Genomic DNA, 17,300 nt, shown 5'->3' on the forward strand with positions numbered 1-17,300 from the left:
CGTGCTCGCTTGGCACTGCGGCTAAACGGCCTGCCGCACTCCGCTCTCACCTAAAACGATAAACCCTCATTTGACACAAGCGGCTTCAGCCGCGAAAGGGTTTTACCGGGAACGCCCCATCGCGGCTGAAGCCGCTCCTACAACAGACGCCCCGTCGTTACTCGAGGCGCCCTTCAGCCGACCACCGCCTCCGCCGCGACCGGTTCGGCGTCATCCCACAGCGCGCGGCCGGCCTTCTTGCGCAGCTTCTCCAGCCGCGCCTGGTGCGCCTCCAGCTCCGACGCCGTCGGCAACACCCGCGGCCGTGGCAGGAGCATCGACATGTCGAACGCGGGCCCCTGCGCCGCCGCACGTGCGGCGCCGTCATCGGCCAGGGCGAAGCCGATCTCCTCCTGGCCGGAGGTCAGCGCGATGTACACGTCGCTGAGGATCTGGGCATCGAGCAGCGCGCCGTGCAGTTGCCGGTGCGAGTTGTCCACGCCCAGCCGCTTGCACAGCGCGTCCAGCGAATTGCGCTGACCGGGGAAGCGCTCGCGCGCCAGCAGCAGGGTGTCGATCACCGTGGCGCGGTCGAGAATGCGGCCGTAGGACGCGCCCAGCCGCGACAGCTCGTAGTCGAGGAAGCCCAGGTCGAACGAGGCGTTGTGGATGATCAGCTCGGCGCCGTCGATGAACTCCAGGAATTCGTCGACCACCTCGTGGAACTCCGGCTTGTCGGCGAGGAAGTCCAGGGTCAGTCCGGTGACTTCCTGCGCGCCGGGTTCGAAATCGCAGTCCGGGCGCAGGTAGCGGTGGAAGTTGCGCCCGCTGGGGCGGCGCTCGAGCAGTTCCACCGCGCCGATTTCGACGACGCGGTTGCCCTTCTTCCATTCCAGGCCGGTGGTTTCGGTATCGAGGATGATCTGACGCATGGGACTCGCAGCGGAAAAGGAAGACAAGATCAGGTCGCGACCGCGGTGCCGCCGGCGCGCACGTGCAAGGCCTGGTTGCGCGCCAACTGGTCGACCCGCTCGTTGTCCGGATCGCCGTTGTGGCCCTTGACCCAGCGCCAGTCGATCGTATGCCGCTGCGCGGCGGCGTGCAGCCGTTCCCACAGGTCGCGGTTCTTGACCGGATCGCCGCCGGCGGTCTTCCACTGCCGCCGCACCCAGCCCGGCATCCATTCGGTAATGCCCTGGCGCACGTACTGCGAGTCGGTGTGCAGCACGATCTGGCACGGCTCGTTGAGCGTCTCCAGGGCCATGATCGCGGCCATCAGCTCCATGCGGTTGTTGGTGGTGTGCGCCTCGGCGCCGGCCACCTCGCGCTCCAGTCCCTTGTAGCGCAGCAGCGCGGCCCAGCCGCCGGGGCCGGGATTGCCGAGGCAGGCGCCATCGGTATGGATGTCGACAGTTTTCATGAAACTCCGCGAATCAAATGGAAGCGACCGAGCCGCGCCAGCGGACCGGCGCGCGCAATGGAATGGGGCCGATGCCGGCGGCGGTGCGTTTCTCCGCCTGCAGCAGGCAGACCGCGCGCAGCGGCGCGGTGGACGTGGCCGGGCCGACGCCGCCGCGGGTCGGCCATACCGGCCCGAGATAGCGCAGTTGCTCCACGCACGGCAGGCCGACCTGCTCCAGCAGGCCGCGCCAGCTGCCCGGCGGGCGCGCCACCAGGCCCTGGCGGCGCCAGCGCAGCCGGTACGGGCTCATGGCATTGAGCGCGAACAGCCACAGCCGCCCACCCGGCATCAGGATGCGCTGGCATTCCTCCAGCAGCGCCGCCGCGTCGGTGCCGAGCACGTGCTGCAGGACGATGGCGTTGACGCTCTCCGACGGCAGTGGCAGCGGCAGCGTGCACACCAGGTCGCCGGCATAGCCGCAGGCGCTGCGGTGCAGGCGCACGCCCCGCCCCGGCACCTCGCGTCCCGGAGGCGGCAGCGGTACCGGCGCCAGCCACAGCCAGGGCTGCGCGGGGCGCTTGAGCAGGGCATCGAGGATCAGCGGCTGCTCGGCCTGCAGCAGCGCCTGCGCCCCGGCCGTATCAAACCAGGATGAGACGTTGGCTTGACGAGGGAGCGACACGGCAGGCATGGTGCCAATTCTATGCGACTGATCGCCCTGCCCGCATTCCAGGATAACTACATCTGGGCGATCGCCACGGACGACGGGCGTGCGTTGCTGGTCGACCCGGGTCAGGCCGACCCAGTGCTGGAGGCCGCCGCGCAGGGCCTGCAGCCCGCCGCCATCCTGCTGACCCATCACCACGACGACCATATCGGCGGTGTCGCCGCATTATGCGAGCGCTGGCCGGACATCCCGGTGTACGCGCCGGACGACCCGCGGATCGCTGGTTTTCCGTGCCAGCGGGTCGGCGACGGCGATGTCGTGAAGATGCTGGACTGGCAGTTCGATACCCTGGCCGTCCCCGGCCATACGCGCTCTCACCTGGCCTACGTCGGCCACGGCCACCTGTTCAGCGGCGATACGCTGTTCAGCCTGGGCTGTGGGCGCATGTTCGAAGGTACGCCCTCCCAGATGTTGGGTTCGCTGCAGCGCCTGTCCGCCCTCCCGGGGCAGACGCTGGTCTGCTGCGGACACGAATACACCTTGGCCAATGCGGCATTCGCCGTCACGGTCGATCCCACCAACGCTGCCCTGCGGCAGCGCCATCAGGAAGCCCAGGCCATGCGTCACGCTGCCCGCCCCACCGTTCCCGTCACCCTCGCCAGCGAACTGGCGACCAATCCGTTCCTGCGCACCGCCTCGGCGGCGATCCAGCAGGCGATCGGCGCCCGGCTCGGCCGGGGGGTGTCCGACGAAGTGGAAGTCTTCGCCGGATTGAGGCGCTGGAAAGACGATTTCCGCGCATGAGGGCGCTGGCGTTGACGGCGGCGCTGACGCTGGCGATGGCGTCGTCGGCGGCGCCCGCGGCGGCCGCGACCCCGCTTGCGGCGGCACTGGAACAGACCGTGGCCGGCCTGAACGGCCTGCCGACGGACGCGGCGGCGCTGCCGCCGCCCACCACCCGTAACGGGCACGACATCCTCGCCCGCTTCCGCGACGGCCTCGCCGACGCGCGTTGCGACGCCGGCGCCACCGATGCGCGCTGGCAGCAGCAGTTCTCGCGCGCCCCCTCGCGCCTGGCCGACGAGGACGAGGACGTGCTGCCGCTGTTCGGTTACGTGGTCGACGAACTGCGCGCGGCCAACCTGCCGACCGAGTTCGCGCTGATCCCGTTCGTTGAAAGCGGCTACCGCCCGGCCGCGCGCAACAGCAGCGGCCCTGCCGGCCTGTGGCAGTTCATCCCAGGCACCGCACGCAACCACGATGTCCCGCTGGAGAACGGCTACGACGGCCGCCTGTCCGCGGTGGACTCCACCCGCGCCGCGGTGCGCTACCTGAAGACCTTGCACGGCATGTTCGGCGGCGACTGGCGCCTGGCGATCATGGCTTACAACGCCGGCGAGTACCGCGTGCTGCAGTCGATGCGCCGCGCCGGCATGAACGCGCAGAACGCGCAGCCGGACAAGCTGCCCGGACTGTCCTCGGTCACCTACGCCTATGTCGAGAAACTGCACGCGTTGGCCTGCGTGCTGGAGCAGGCGCAGACCCGCGACGAATGGATGGCCTCGCTGGACCGCGACGTGCCGATCCTGCAGGCGCAGACCCTGCCGGCCGGCATGGCGCTGGACGAATGGGCCCGGCGCCAGGCGCTGCAGGGCAACCAGCTCGCACGGCTGAATCCGGCCCTGGGCAGCGGCCGCAGCACCAAGCGTGCGCTGCCGGTGCTGGCGCCGCGCAGCCTCGGCGGCCCCATGCTGGCCCAAGACACGGCGTTGTCGGCGCAGGACGACACCCCGGTCGTCGCGACCGTGGCCAGCGCCGACGACACTCCCGCACCGAACCGCGCCAAGCGTGCCGGCGTACGCTCTCGCCACACCCACACCGTGCGCGACGGCGACACCGCCTGGAACATCGCCAAGCGCTACGGCATCACCGTGCAGGCGCTGCTGATGAAGAACGGCCTGTCCGCGCGCAGCGTGCTGCGTCCCGGCATGGTGCTGAGCTACGAGGACTGATCGCGCTCCCGCCCACGGCCGGAGTACACAGGCACCGCACCTCTAAAAGCCGGTGGCGCAAGCAAGCCACTCGCACACCATGGATAGTGCGCTGGCGCACTCGTGCGGTCGCCGTCGTCGAACCCGTGCATCGCCGATCCGCCGCTGCGTGGATTGAAACAAGACCCACATGCTGCCGATCGAGCAGGCCCGGCGCGTCGCACCCTCACGGGTATGTGGACCGAAATGGCCATCACGAAGTCGGGACTCTCGCTCAGCGCCGTCGCACCCTCACGGGTGCAGGCGTAGCTCTTGTGCGCTTTTCGGACATCAGCCACAACAGGTGGCGTTACGAGAATGCGCGTCGCAACTAAATGGAGCGCCCTTTTCGCGCTGTACGAGCGGCTTCAGCCGCGACCAGCGATATCGGAATTGCTACCCGGTGACACATATCCGACCCAAGCGAGTGCCCCCTGAAGCCGCTCCCACAGGCCCGGTTCTGGCGCAGCAACGGCATTCTTCGCGTCGCTCCTCATGCACGGCCACTATTCCGCTTTTCGACTCGGGAAGCATATGGTCAGCGCGGTAGGGGGGCCTGTATTGCCGCTAGTCCTTTTGCGTTAGGCCACCCTTCAAAAGAGGTGAGTACCGTTCCGTCTTGCACCAAGTAAAACGTTGGTGTGTCCAAGCTCTTCAACACTTTCCAGTCTTTGCGGAGGTACATCGGATGCATCGGCAACCCAGGATGTGCCGTGTTCCACGCAAGTATGCCGTTGACCGCTAGTGATGCGTCTGGAGGTACGACCAGCAACAAATTGTCGCGCAGCCACTGTAACTCAGGATTTTTCTCGATCTCCGATAAGGCGCGTACCGAGAAGGCGCAAGTTGGATGCACCACTGCAACGATGTGTCCGCGATGGCTTTCCGGATTCCATGCTTCCACTTGTGCATGCATACGGTCTTGAAGCGTAATAAACCGGAAGCCAGCACTTGTCGCCGCTGGAGGAATTCTTAAATCTGGCAATGCTGGGGAATTCGGAGAACCACTACCCTTGCGCAGCTCGTTGGCCTCGGAATAGCGTGAGACAGTGACGAGCGCACCGGCATAAGTCTGCGTATGCCAGTTGGTTACAGCGCCGGCTGACACCAACTGGCGATATAGACAGCCAAGTGCATCAACGTCGGCGGCTTCCAGTGAATAGAGTTCCGCGTATGCAGTTGCCTTGAAGAGATCATCAGTATTGAAGCCATGAGCGGTCCCTTCCTCGCAGGGCCGAACCCCGGCGGTCAGTTGGCGATAGCGCCGTACCACGGCGTCGCCTCGTGACTGACCGCTTTCTTCACGTAGATGCGCGTTCAGATCCGCTAGCTGCTCATAAAGCGAATCTGCAGATGCCTTTTCGGGTGCAGAGTAGGCGAGAGGCGCAAAAAACGCCGCCATCCAAAGGATGACGGCGCCAAGGTGCGGTGCAGCTTGCATCAGCAATTGCCCGTGCAAATTGAACCAATGTTGCGCGAACAGGTGGCACGACCGCTGCACCAGTAGTCATTGTGGTCTTCCGGAGTGGGGATTCCGGGAGTACTGCCACTGCCGAAGGCGCGCATGATTTCCTTGTCGCCATCGGTTGTGGTCCGCAGTTTTGGCATGAACTGCAAGGTGGATTGCAGCCCAAACAGAGACAGCAGCGCATACGCTTGGCTGCTGGTCAACTGCGACTCGATGTCGGCATAGTAAAATGAGGTGACGCCGTTTTCGTTGAACTTAAGAGACTCAACAAAGCGCTTGCGAGCCGCCGGAGAGAGATGATTAAGCGGCGAATCGCTGGATTCATTCTTCGCCAGATAAGTGGAAAGTCCAGAAGCTGAGTGGATCTGGGCGTTCTTTCTGATGACTTTCTGTTGCTCGGAATAATTGCTGCTGAGTTCCGTAGCCACCAGCTCGGCCGCTGTATCGCCGGTCTGAGCCGCTTGCACGGGAGTGGAACTGTTCAACAGCATGCCCAAACCAAGTACGGCGCAGGCGATGGCCATTTGCCACTTCATATAAAACCTCCTGTCTTACATAGGTGATCGGGAAGCTGATTCCTGTTGAATAGCGATCCAATCAAATCGTCTGAACAGGCTGGAAAGATCCATCAGCGAGTGCTTTTCTACCAGCGGATACCCAGAAGTGGAAATAGATGTGTTTCACGATTTCAGAGCATGTCTACATATTGAGGCTTGCCAACCATCCTTAGTGCATCCGCATACCACACCCTGAACGCAACAGGCCCGGCCATGGCCGGGCCTGCGCGTACGACACTGCGTCGACGACGCAGCCGTTACAGCTGCGACTCCTGCACGCTGATCTTGAAGTGCTTGCGCATCGCATCGACGTAGGCCTTGGCATCGGCCTCGCCCTCGATCCGCGCCAGCTGCTGCTGGAACATCGTCTGCTGCTCGGCCGGCACCTTGCTCAGGTCGCCCGGCGTCACCTTGGTGACCGCGAACAGCGCATAGCGCTTGCCCACGGTGCCCGGCGCCGCAGGCAGTTCGACCTTGCCCACCGACGGCTTGCCGTCGGCCGGCTGCGGCGCGCTGAAGATCGCCTGGCTGGCCTGCGCGCTCGGCATCGGCACGTTGCGCGGCAGACCCGGCATCGGGTTGATCTGCAGCTTTTCCGGACCGGCCAGGGCCTGCAGGGTCTCGCCCTTGCGCAAGCGCGCCAGCAGTGCATCGGCCTTGGCGGCGGCGGCCTTGGCGGTGCGATCGGCATGCACCGCGGCCACGACCTGCTCGTGCACCTTGGCCAGCGGCTGGATCTGCTCCGGCTGGTGCTGGGTCACACGGATCAGCACGCTGTGGTTCGGTCCCAGGTTGATCGGGTCGCTGACCGTGCCGTCCTGCACCAGGGTGTCGGAGAACGCGGCACGCAGCACCGCCGGCTGTGCGGCGATGCCGCTGGCGGTGGCGCGCGAGAACGGCCCCAGCGTCTGCACCGGCAGGCCCACTTCCTTCGCCGCCGAAGCCAGCGCGGTCGGGTTCTTGTAGACCAGGTCTACCAGCTTGCCGCTCAGCTCGCTGAAGGCCTTCTCGCTGTCGGCCTTCAGTTGCTCGCTGGCGAGCTGGTCGCGCACCTGCTCGAACGACTTGCCTTCGCCGCCCTTGACCTGGCGCAGCTGGATCACGTGATAGCCGAATTCGCTCTTGATCGGGCCAACGATCTCGCCGGGCTTCATCGCGAACAGTGCGTCCTCGAACGGCTTCACCATCACGCCCTTCTCCACCCAGCCCAGGTCGCCGCCGGCGTTCTTGGAGCCGGGGTCGTCGGAGTTGGCGCGGGCCAGCGCGGCGAAGTCGGCGCCTGGCTGCTTGGCTTCGGCCGCCAGCTTGGCCGCCTTGGCCTCGGCCGCCTTCTGCGAGGCCGCATCCTTGCCGGCGCTGATCAGGATGTGCGAAGCCAGCCGCTGGTCAGGCTCGACGAAGCGCGCCTTCTCGTCGTCGTAGCGCTTGCGCAGCGTCGCCTCGTCGGCCGGCTTGACCGGCGGCAGGTTGGCCGCATTGAGGTCGACATACTCGATGGTCACGGTTTCCGGCTGCTTGAAGTCGGACTTGTGCGAGTCGTACCACTGCTGCACCTGTGCGTCGCTGACCGGCGCCGTGTCGGCCGGCGTCTCCGGCAACAGGGCCATCTCCACGTCGCGGGTCTCGCCCAGCATCTTCAGCAGGCGCTCGGTCTCCTGCTTGGTGGCGAACGCCGATTCTGCGATGCCGGACGGAATCACCGACTGCTGCAGCGCGTCGCGCACCAGTTGCTGGAACATGGTCGGCGTACGCGGCGGCGTGCCCGAGGCCAGGGCCAGGCGGTAGCGCTCCGGGTCGAACTTGCCGTCGTTCTGGAACGCGGGCATGGAGCTGATGTAATCGCGCACCGCGGCATCGCCGATGACCACGCCGGCGCGCTCGGCCGACAGCTTCGCCACCTGCTCGTCGATCAGCTGATCGAGCAGCTTGCGCTTGTTGTCGATGCTTTCGAACGCACGCGGATCGAAAGCCTCGCCCTGCTGCTCGCGCGCCTGGATGCGCGCCTGCTCGAAGCGGGTACGGAACTGTTCCGTGCTCACTTCGTGGTGCTGCCACAGCAGCGACACCGGCCACCACGACGGCGCCGACGACCACCACGACGGCGGCGCCTGCACCTTGGCGACATTGTTGGCACCGACGCCACCGAGGTAGCTGTTGTCGATGACGAACAGGAACGGAATCATCAACAGACCGATGATCGCGGTGGCGATCCAGCCCGAGGTCTTTTCGCGAAGTTTCTGCAGCATTGGGAACCGACGGCCTATTGGCGAGCCGCGCAGTTTAACCCGCTTCACGCCTTGCGGCAGAACCGGCGGCCCGGCAGCCCGCGCCGCTCATGCGCCGCGGGGGCGAATCGGGGGCGAAACCAGCGCACTGCGGAAAAAAAGAAACCCCCGATCGCTCGGGGGTTTCGCGTACAAATGGCGGAGTGGACGGGACTCGAACCCGCGACCTCCGGCGTGACAGGCCAGCATTCTAACCGACTGAACTACCACTCCGCGTTTGAACGGAGGCGGGCGCGAAGCCCGCTTTCCCGGAGCTGCCGGGCCGACGCTGGCGCGTGGCGGCGACTGCGAGAAACGAAACCCCCGATCGCTCGGGGGCTTCGGTACAACTGGCGGAGTGGACGGGACTCGAACCCGCGACCTCCGGCGTGACAGGCCAGCATTCTAACCGACTGAACTACCACTCCGCTTTTGAAACTTGTCGCTTGGTGCTCTGGTGGGTGCTGAGGGTTTCGAACCCCCGACCCTCTCCGTGTAAAGGAGACGCTCTACCGCTGAGCTAAGCACCCTAGCGAGTCGATTAGTTTACGGCATCCTTCAGCGCTTTACCAGCCTTGAACGTCGGATTCTTCGACGCCGCGATCTTGATGGAATCGCCGGTCTTCGGGTTGCGGCCGGTGCGCTCGGCACGGTCGCGCACCTGGAAGGTGCCGAAGCCCACGAGCGTGACGCTGTCACCCTTCTTCAGGGCCTTGGTCACTTCCGACACGAAGGCGTCGATGGCACGACCGGCTTCGGCCTTGGAGATATCGGCGGCAGCGGCGATCGCGTCGTTCAGTTCGGCTTTATTCATTTCTTGATGACTCCATGTGCGGCAGAAGACCGCGGAATTGAGGATCGGGTGTCGGCGTGGCCTGTCCCGCGTTGGCGAGACCCCGATGGATGATTTGCACTACCAAGCACGCCCGTTCGCGGTGCTCGCAAGCGCTGCATTTATACCAGCGGGCCCATACCCGCGCAAGCCGAAAAGCCAACAACGGCGCGGGTTTGAGCCGTTTGCGCGGGGACGGTTCAGCGCGCGTCAGTGCTTGACGCGCGGGTTCGAGGATGCTTTCTGCTTGCGCCGCGACGGTGCCTGTTCGGCCTCGGCGGCGGGCTTGGGCGTGAGCGGGCGCTCCAGGGCCAGATCCAGCACTTCGTCGATCCACTTCACCGGCACGATCTTCAGATCGCGGGTGACGTTCTCCGGGATGTCGGCCAGATCCTTGCGGTTCTCCTCGGGGATCAGCACGGTGCGGATGCCGCCGCGCAGCGCAGCCAGCAGCTTCTCCTTGAGTCCGCCGATCGCCGAGACACGGCCGCGCAGAGTGATCTCGCCGGTCATCGCCACCTCCGACCTGACCGGCACCTTGGTCAGCATCGACACCAGCGAGGTCACCATCGCGATGCCGGCGCTGGGGCCGTCCTTGGGCGTCGCGCCATCGGGCACGTGCAGGTGCACGTCGTGCTTCTGCAGGAAGTCCGCCTCGATGCCGAGCCGCTCGGCGCGCGAGCGCACCACCGACAACGCGGCCGACGCCGATTCCTTCATCACGTCGCCGAGCTGGCCGGTCAGGATCACCGCGCCCTTGCCCGGGACCAGGGTCGATTCGATCTGCAGCAGATCGCCACCGACCTCGGTCCAGGCCAGGCCGGTCACCAGGCCGATCTCGTTCTGCTCCTCGGCACGACCGAAGTCGTAGCGGCGCACGCCCAGGTACTTGTCCAGGTTCTTCGAGCCGACGCTGACGCGTGCCTTGTCCTTGCGCGCTGCGCCCTTCTTCGCTGCGGCCTTCTTCGCCGGGGCTGCCGGCTGCGGACCGGCCAGGGCGATCTCCTTGACCACCTTGCGGCAGATCTTGGCGACTTCGCGCTCGAGGTTGCGCACGCCGGATTCGCGCGTGTAGTAGCGCACGATATCGCGGATCGCGTCGGCGCCGATCTCCAGTTCATCCTGCTTCAGGCCATTGGCCTTGAGCTGCTTGGGCACCAGGTAGCGCGCGGCGATGTTGAGCTTCTCGTCCTCGGTGTAGCCGGGGATGCGGATCACTTCCATGCGGTCCAGCAGCGGGCCGGGGATGTTCAACGAATTGGAGGTCGCCACGAACATCACTTCGGACAAGTCCAGGTCCACTTCTAGGTAGTGATCGTTGAACGCGTTGTTCTGCTCGGGGTCGAGCACTTCCAGCAGCGCCGAGGACGGATCGCCGCGGAAATCCATCGACATCTTGTCGATCTCGTCGAGCACGAACAGCGGGTTCTTGCTGCCGACCTTGTTGAGGTTCTGCACGATGCGGCCCGGCATCGAACCGACGTAGGTCCGGCGATGGCCGCGGATCTCCGCCTCGTCGCGCACGCCGCCCAGCGACATGCGCACGAACTTGCGGTTGGTGGCCTTGGCGATGGACTGGCCCAGCGAGGTCTTGCCCACGCCCGGCGGCCCGACCAGGCACAGGATCGGCCCCTTCATCTGCTTCACCCGCGACTGCACCGCGAGGTACTCGAGGATGCGGTCCTTGACCTTCTCCAGGCCGTAGTGATCAGCATCGAGGGTTTCCTGCGCGACCTTCAGGTCCTTGCGCACCTTGCTGCGCTTCTTCCACGGCACGCCCAACAGCCAGTCGAGGTAGTTGCGCACCACCGCGGCTTCGGCCGACATCGGCGACATCTGCTTGAGCTTGTTGAGTTCGGCCTTGGCCTTGGTCTCCACCGGCTTGGGCATGCCGGCCTCGGCGATCTTGCGCGCCAGCTCCTCCAGTTCGCCCGGCGCGTCGTCGAGGTCGCCCAGCTCCTTCTGGATCGCCTTCATCTGCTCGTTGAGGTAGTACTCGCGCTGGCTCTTCTCCATCTGCGACTTGACCCGGCCGCGGATGCGCTTCTCCAACTGCTGCACGTCGATCTCGCCATCGACCAGGCCGACCAGCATCTCCAGGCGCTCGCCCACTTCCAGCGTTTCCAGCAGGCGCTGCTTGTCGGCCAGGCGCACGCCGATGTGCGCGGCGATGGTGTCGGCCAGGCGGCCGGGCTCGTCGATGCCGGACAGGGTCTGCAGCAGTTCCGGCGGCAGCTTGCGGTTGGTCTTGACGTACTGCTCGAACAGCGACATCAGCGAGCGCGCGATCGCCTCCACCTCGCGCTCCTCGCGCGATTCGGCGGCGTCGATCTCGCGGCCTTCGCCCTGCAGCGCGCCGTCGCGCTCGGCGACCTTGTCGACGCTGACACGCGACAGGCCTTCGACCAGGACCTTGATGGTGCCGTCGGGCAGCTTCAGCAGTTGCAGCACCTGCGCCAGCGTGCCGACGTTGTACAGGTCGGCCGCCGCCGGATCGTCGGTCTCGGCGGATTTCTGCGCGACCAGCAGGATGCGCTTGTCGGCCTCCATCGCGTGCTCGAGCGCGCGCATGGATTTGTCGCGACCGACGAACAGCGGGATGACCATGTGCGGGAAGACCACGACGTCGCGCAACGGCAGGACCGGCAGGTCGAGGACTTCGGATTGGGACTGGGCCATGAGGATTCCGATTTGGGAGACGGGAACGCGATGCGGGCGGCCATAAAAACGCCGATGGCCCCGTTATGGGGCCATCGGCTGGACGATGCAAGGGGAGCGCAGAACCCCTTTATGTTTCAGCAACTTACCGGCATGCGCGGGGCACGCGACGGGGTCGCCGCGCACCCCCTGCCCGGGGTCACTCCGCGGAGGCGACCTTGGGCGGCGCCGGCGGGGTCTGGTAGATCAGGTACGGCTCGGACTGGTGCTCGATCACCGACTCGTCCACCACCACCTTGCTGACGTTTTCCTGCGACGGCAGCTCGTACATCGTGTCCAGCAGCACCGACTCGACGATGGTGCGCAGGCCGCGTGCGCCGGTCTTGCGCTTGAGCGCCTTCTTGGCGATGGCCAGCAGCGCGTCCTGGCGGAACTCCAGCTCCACGCCTTCCATCTCGAACAGCTTCTTGAACTGCTTGGTGATGGCGTTCTTCGGCTCGGTGAGGATCTTGATCAGCGCCGGCTCGTCCAGTTCCTCGAGCGTGGCGACCACCGGCAGGCGGCCGACGAACTCGGGGATCAGGCCGAACTTGATCAGGTCTTCCGGCTCGACGTCGGCCAGGATCTTGCCGACCTCGCGCTTGCGCTCGGCGCTCTTGACCTTGGCGCCGAAGCCGATGCCGCCGGCGTCGTTGGAGCGCTGCTGGATCACCTTGTCCAGGCCAGCGAACGCGCCGCCGCAGATGAACAGGATGTTCTTGGTGTCCACCTGCAGGAATTCCTGCTGCGGATGCTTGCGACCGCCCTGCGGCGGCACCGAAGCGACCGTGCCTTCGATCAGCTTCAGCAACGCCTGCTGCACGCCTTCGCCGGACACGTCGCGGGTGATCGACGGGTTCTCGCTCTTGCGCGAGATCTTGTCGATTTCATCGATGTAGACGATGCCCTGCTGCGCCTTGTCGACGTCGTAGTCGCACTTCTGCAGCAGCTTCTGGATGATGTTCTCCACGTCCTCGCCGACGTAGCCGGCTTCGGTCAGCGTGGTCGCATCGGCGATGGTGAACGGCACGTTGAGCAGGCGCGCCAGTGTCTCGGCCAGCAGCGTCTTGCCCGAACCGGTCGGACCGACCAGCAGGATGTTGGACTTGGCCAGTTCGACCTCGTCGTTCTTCTGCCGGCTCTCGATGCGCTTGTAGTGGTTGTACACGGCCACGGCGAGCGTGCGCTTGGCGCGCTGCTGGCCGATCACGTACTGGTCGAGCACTTCCAGGATCTCGCGCGGCTTCGGCAAGCTGCTGCGTGCCGACTGCGCCTTCTCCTCGAGCTCCTCGCGGATGATGTCGTTGCACAACTCGACGCATTCGTCGCAGATGAACACGCTGGGCCCGGCGATCAGCTTACGGACCTCGTGTTGACTTTTGCCGCAGAACGAGCAGTACAGGATCTTGTTGCTGTCGCCGGAACGGCCTTGCCGGTCTTCGCTCATTGCTTCGCTTACCCAGTTACCCCACCCGATGAACGGGGGTTCGATTTCGAGAATAGCACAGGGCCGGGAGGACGCTAGCCCGACCCCGGCCCTGCGGAATACGCTGCGTTTTGCAGTACATGCAAGCCTTATGCCGGCTGGATGGACTCATCCGGACGACGCTCCAGCACCTGGTCGACGAGGCCGTAGGCCTGCGCGTCGATGGCGCTCTTGAAGTTGTCGCGCTCGGTGTCGCGGGCGATGGTTTCCAGCGACTGGCCGGTGTGCTTGGCCAGGATTTCGTTCAGCCGCGCACGCAGGGTCAGGATCTCGCGCGCATGGATGTCGATGTCGGTGGCCTGGCCTTGGAAGCCGCCCAGCGGCTGGTGGATCATCACCCGCGAGTTCGGCAGCGCATAGCGCTTGCCGGCCGCACCCGACGCCAGCAGCAGCGCGCCCATCGAGGCGGCCTGGCCGACGCAGATGGTGCTCACGTCCGGCTTGATGTACTGCATGGTGTCGTAGATCGCCATGCCGGCGGTGACCACGCCACCCGGCGAGTTGATGTAGATGCTGATGTCCTTCTCCGGATTGTCCGCTTCCAGGAACAGCAGCTGGGCCACGATCACATTGGCCATGTGGTCGTCGATCGGGCCGACCAGGAAGATCAGGCGCTCCTTCAACAGGCGCGAATAGATGTCGTAGGCGCGCTCGCCGCGGCTGGTCTGCTCGACCACCATCGGAACCAGATTCAAGGCCTTGGTCACATTGTCCACGCGGTGATCTCCTGCTGCTCGGGGTCCGTCCCTGCACGGGGGTGTACAGGGCTTCGCATCGTGTTGCGCCCCGCCGCCGCGGGGAGTGAAACGGGATCCGCCTCGCGCATGCCGGGATGCGCGAAGCGGCGACGCGTCGTCTTATTGACGGATCGCGTCCTGGAACGACATCGCCTGCTCGGTGTGCTGGGCGCGCTCGGCGATCCAGTCGATCACCTGCTCTTCCATCACGCGGCTCTGCAGTCCCCCCATCAATTGGGGATCGTTGCGGTACATCTCAATGACCTGTTCCGGCTCTTCGTAGGTCGAGGCGATCAGGCGCAGCGTCTCCGAGACCCGCTTCGGATCCAGGCGCAGTTCGTTGCGGCGGGCCACCTCGCCAACCAGCAGGCCGACCAGCACGCGCTTGCGCGCGGCGTCCATGAAGCCCTGGTGGGCATCCTCCGGCACCTGGCCCGGGTCGCGGCCGGAACGGCGCAGTTGCTCGACCTGCTGCGCCAACATGGCGCGCGCCTCGTTCTCGACCAGGCGCGGCGGCATTTCGACCGAGGCGTAGGCGGCGATCAGCTGCTCGCCAACTTCACGGCGCAGACGGTTCATCAGCGCGCCCTTCAGCTCGCGCTCCAGATTGATGCGGATGTCCTTGCGGAACTGCTCGGCATCGCCGCTCTTCACGCCGAAGCTCTTGATGAACTCCTTGTCCACCTCCGGCAGCACCGGCGCGGCCACGTCGACCGCCTTCACATGCACCTGGACCTGCTTGCCGGCGAACTGCGGCACGCGCCAGTCGGCCGGGAAGTCGACCGTCAGCGTCTTCTCTTCGTCCTTGGACAGGCCGACCAGGCCCTGCTCGATCGCCGGGAACATGACGCCCGAGCCGATCACGCTGCTGCCCTTCTCCACGCCCTCGGCCGGCAGACGCTCGTCGCCGACCTGCGACCAGGTCTCCAGGGTCACCAGGTCGCCGTCCTGCGCCGGACGCGCGGCCGGCTGCCAGGTGCGGCGCTGCAGGCGCAGGTTCTCGATCATCTGCTCGATGTCGGCGTCGGTGACCTCGGCGGTGTGGCGGATCACCTGCAGCGTCGAGACGTCGATGTCGCCGAAGTCCGGCACCACTTCGAAGGTGGCCACGAACTGCAGTTCGTTGTCGCCGGCGCGATCGATGCGCGGGTTGCCGGCCAGGCGCAGCTCGTGCTCGCGCACGGCCGAGTCGAAGGTCTCGCGCAGCAGGCCATCCAGCGCCTCGGCGCGAATCTGCGGCCCGAAGCGCTGCTCGATCACCTTGGCCGGAATCTTGCCCGGACGGAAGCCCTTGATCCGCGCGGTCCGCGCGACTTCGCGCAGGCGGCCGCCGACATGGCTTTCCAGGCGATCCTCCGGCAGGGTGAAGGTCAGACGCCGTTCCAGGGTACCGGTGGTTTCGATCGAAGCTTGCATGTGGACTCCTGCCACCGGGAGCCCACGGCTCTCGGCACGATGTAGAAAAGTACGGGTTGGCGCGGGCACGGGACAGCCGCCGCAGCCGGATAGTTTCGCCTATTCCCGCGGCGCCTGCCAGCGCAGGGCCGGCAGGCCCTGCCGCAGGCCTGGCGCGGCGGGGATGCGGGCAGGGTGCCCTTGGTGCGGCGGACCGCGCAGGCGGCGCCGGGATGGTGCGAAAGAGGGGACTCGAACCCCTACGCCTTGCGGCACTGGTACCTAAAACCAGGGCGTCTACCAATTCCGCCACTTTCGCGCTGCGGCGCTTGAACGCGCGCCCGTACATTGTTGCAGGCCTGCCGGCAAAGAAGAAGACGCCCGACGCAGTGGACGGCGCCCGGCCCGATCGGCGGCTGGGAAGGCGAGGCCGAGGCTCGCGCGGGTCGGAAATGCAGTGTCGCAGAGCCTTGCAATCAATCCGGGCAGGCCCTTGGCATAGGCGGGCAGTGCCGCAACCGCCTTCGTGGCCCGAGCCGGCTGCAGCACAACGGCGGCGGCGGCGGCGGCGATGCGATTTGACTGCAAGGGCTGCTGCCCTACCTGGCCGACCGCCCCTACCGATGGGCATCACGCTACGCCAACCGTTGCGGCCCAACGCGATGGTGGCGGCAGCACTGGCGATCGCGGCGACAAAAGACTGAGCAGTGCGTTGGAGGCGCACGTCGGCATCGCCAACTGCGCCAGAACGCTTGGCGCACAAAAAAAACAGCCACTCGGCTTGCGCTAGGTGGCTGTTCGATTCGGTGGGCGCTCAAGGATTCGAACCTTGGGTCCATTGATTAAGAGCCAGCCCTTTACCATATAAATCAATTATTCGACATCCTTATGTTCCCCACTCCTCGCCCTGCAGACCCTACGCGCTACCGAGTCTTGCAACCAATTTCCCTTGCGGCGGCGGGGAGCCACGCGCCTCTCGAATCGCTGAGCGCGCCACAGAGGAAGACGCTATGCAGTCGCGTAGCTCTTGCCACCATGCGCGGCGATGAACATTCTGACTGCTGAACGGCAGTAGGACTCGATCTCACGATTGTCCTGTGCTCTCGGCTCATCGAAGCGCGCGATGATCAGCAGGTCGGATCCCTTGAAAAGCGCGGCAAACAAGCGCGCCGACCCGAGGGGATCGGGCACGTCCAGAACCGCCCTCGCGTGGAACTGGCGTAACAAAGCCTCGAGTTGAGTAATGACATACGCGGGGCCGCCTTCGTAATGCAGCTTGCTCAACGACTCCTGGTTCGTCTTGTCGGCCATGATCATGGCTTCAACACTGCGGACGTCCGGACTCAACAGGATGCGAAGGAGTGATGATCCAACGGCCATGAGTTGATCTTCCGCCGTGCCGTCGACGCTTTCAGAAAAAACCTGTGGCGCAAATTGATGGCACCGTTCCGCGATAGCCGCGCTGAATAGCGCCTCTTTGCTCTCGAAGTGCCGGTAGATGCTGAGCTTGGATACCTTCGCCAGCTGGGCAACCTTGTCCAGGGTGGTCGCCTGGAAGCCCAGTTCTACGAAGAGTTCATAGGCAGCATCGACAATCGTTTGACCAAGCGCTTCATTGGTTGGCCGGCCACGCCGGCTTCGACTGTTCTGAGCCACTTAATTTTCAGTCCTTGACAGTATCTTAATTCATGATTTATGATACCGGATAGTACTTTAAATCACAACCCACTAGCTCAAGGCGCTCCAGGTCAGTCGCCTCGCCGGGTACGGTGGGTTCCTCCTTTTA

At 65.3% G+C, this 17,300-nt stretch carries 14 protein-coding genes and 4 tRNA genes; 2 read left to right on the forward strand and 16 right to left on the reverse strand.

All coding sequences use genetic code 11. The features are described from left to right. Nucleotides 1–173: 173 nt before the first annotated feature. Genes dnaQ through GGR71_RS18410 form a run of 3 tightly spaced genes read right to left on the reverse strand, consistent with a single transcriptional unit; the run spans nt 174 to nt 2,072 of the window. On the reverse strand, nt 174–911 hold the full coding sequence (gene dnaQ, locus GGR71_RS18400) for a DNA polymerase III subunit epsilon (RefSeq protein ID WP_160959392.1): 738 nt from the start codon (nt 909–911) through the stop codon (nt 174–176). Nucleotides 912–940: 29 nt separating this feature from the next. After that, nucleotides 941–1,399: a ribonuclease HI gene (rnhA, locus tag GGR71_RS18405; protein ID WP_160959390.1), complete on the reverse strand. Its 459-nt coding sequence runs from the start codon at nt 1,397–1,399 to the stop codon at nt 941–943. A gap of 13 nt (nt 1,400–1,412) precedes the next feature. Further along, entirely contained in the window at nt 1,413–2,072 is a 660-nt protein-coding gene (locus GGR71_RS18410) for a class I SAM-dependent methyltransferase (protein ID WP_184452201.1), read from the reverse strand. Between the two features lie 12 nt (nt 2,073–2,084). Here GGR71_RS18410 and gloB point away from each other — a divergent pair, with 12 nt between their 5' ends. Continuing rightward, nucleotides 2,085–2,852, forward strand: a complete 768-nt coding sequence (gene gloB / locus GGR71_RS18415; protein WP_160959388.1) for a hydroxyacylglutathione hydrolase — start codon at nt 2,085–2,087, stop codon at nt 2,850–2,852. Further along, the gene (locus tag GGR71_RS18420; protein WP_160959385.1) at nt 2,849–4,060 is read left to right on the forward strand and encodes a lytic transglycosylase domain-containing protein; all 1,212 of its coding nucleotides are present in this window, start codon (nt 2,849–2,851) and stop codon (nt 4,058–4,060) included. The genes gloB and GGR71_RS18420 overlap by 4 nt, the downstream gene beginning before the upstream one ends. A 556-nt stretch (nt 4,061–4,616) precedes the next feature. On the opposite strand, the gene GGR71_RS18425 is transcribed toward GGR71_RS18420, so the two are convergent. The 13 genes from GGR71_RS18425 to GGR71_RS18485 all read right to left on the reverse strand — a co-directional run bounded on the left by GGR71_RS18425 (nt 4,617) and on the right by GGR71_RS18485 (nt 17,170). Continuing rightward, a complete protein-coding gene (locus tag GGR71_RS18425) occupies nt 4,617–5,519 on the reverse strand; it encodes a hypothetical protein (protein WP_160959382.1) in 903 nt (300 codons plus the stop codon). Further along, nucleotides 5,519–6,082 (reverse strand): hypothetical protein, encoded by a 564-nt coding sequence (locus tag GGR71_RS18430; protein ID WP_237474326.1) that lies wholly within the window; start codon nt 6,080–6,082, stop codon nt 5,519–5,521. The genes GGR71_RS18425 and GGR71_RS18430 overlap by 1 nt, the downstream gene beginning before the upstream one ends. A gap of 278 nt (nt 6,083–6,360) precedes the next feature. Further along, nucleotides 6,361–8,349: a peptidylprolyl isomerase gene (locus GGR71_RS18435; RefSeq protein ID WP_160959379.1), complete on the reverse strand. Its 1,989-nt coding sequence runs from the start codon at nt 8,347–8,349 to the stop codon at nt 6,361–6,363. 175 nt (nt 8,350–8,524) lie between these two features. After that, nucleotides 8,525–8,601, reverse strand: a tRNA-Asp gene (locus GGR71_RS18440). Nucleotides 8,602–8,718: 117 nt separating this feature from the next. Then, a tRNA-Asp gene (locus tag GGR71_RS18445) sits at nt 8,719–8,795 on the reverse strand. A 27-nt stretch (nt 8,796–8,822) separates the two neighbouring features. After that, nucleotides 8,823–8,897, reverse strand: a tRNA-Val gene (locus GGR71_RS18450). 11 nt (nt 8,898–8,908) lie between these two features. Then, a complete protein-coding gene (locus GGR71_RS18455; RefSeq protein WP_228135976.1) occupies nt 8,909–9,226 on the reverse strand; it encodes an HU family DNA-binding protein in 318 nt (105 codons plus the stop codon). 183 nt (nt 9,227–9,409) lie between these two features. Next, entirely contained in the window at nt 9,410–11,878 is a 2,469-nt protein-coding gene (gene lon / locus GGR71_RS18460; protein ID WP_048490126.1) for an endopeptidase La, read from the reverse strand. 178 nt (nt 11,879–12,056) lie between these two features. Continuing rightward, on the reverse strand, nt 12,057–13,343 hold the full coding sequence (clpX, locus tag GGR71_RS18465) for an ATP-dependent Clp protease ATP-binding subunit ClpX (protein WP_160959376.1): 1,287 nt from the start codon (nt 13,341–13,343) through the stop codon (nt 12,057–12,059). 128 nt (nt 13,344–13,471) lie between these two features. Then, a complete protein-coding gene (gene clpP / locus GGR71_RS18470; protein WP_010341121.1) occupies nt 13,472–14,098 on the reverse strand; it encodes an ATP-dependent Clp endopeptidase proteolytic subunit ClpP in 627 nt (208 codons plus the stop codon). A gap of 141 nt (nt 14,099–14,239) precedes the next feature. Next, nucleotides 14,240–15,535, reverse strand: coding sequence for a trigger factor (tig, locus tag GGR71_RS18475; RefSeq protein ID WP_160959374.1), 1,296 nt, complete (start codon nt 15,533–15,535; stop codon nt 14,240–14,242). Nucleotides 15,536–15,748: 213 nt separating this feature from the next. Further along, a tRNA-Leu gene (locus GGR71_RS18480) sits at nt 15,749–15,833 on the reverse strand. A 689-nt stretch (nt 15,834–16,522) separates the two neighbouring features. Beyond that, on the reverse strand, nt 16,523–17,170 hold the full coding sequence (locus GGR71_RS18485) for a TetR/AcrR family transcriptional regulator C-terminal domain-containing protein (RefSeq protein WP_160959371.1): 648 nt from the start codon (nt 17,168–17,170) through the stop codon (nt 16,523–16,525). Nucleotides 17,171–17,300 lie beyond the last annotated feature (130 nt).

The organism is Xanthomonas sp. F1, from assembly GCF_014199855.1.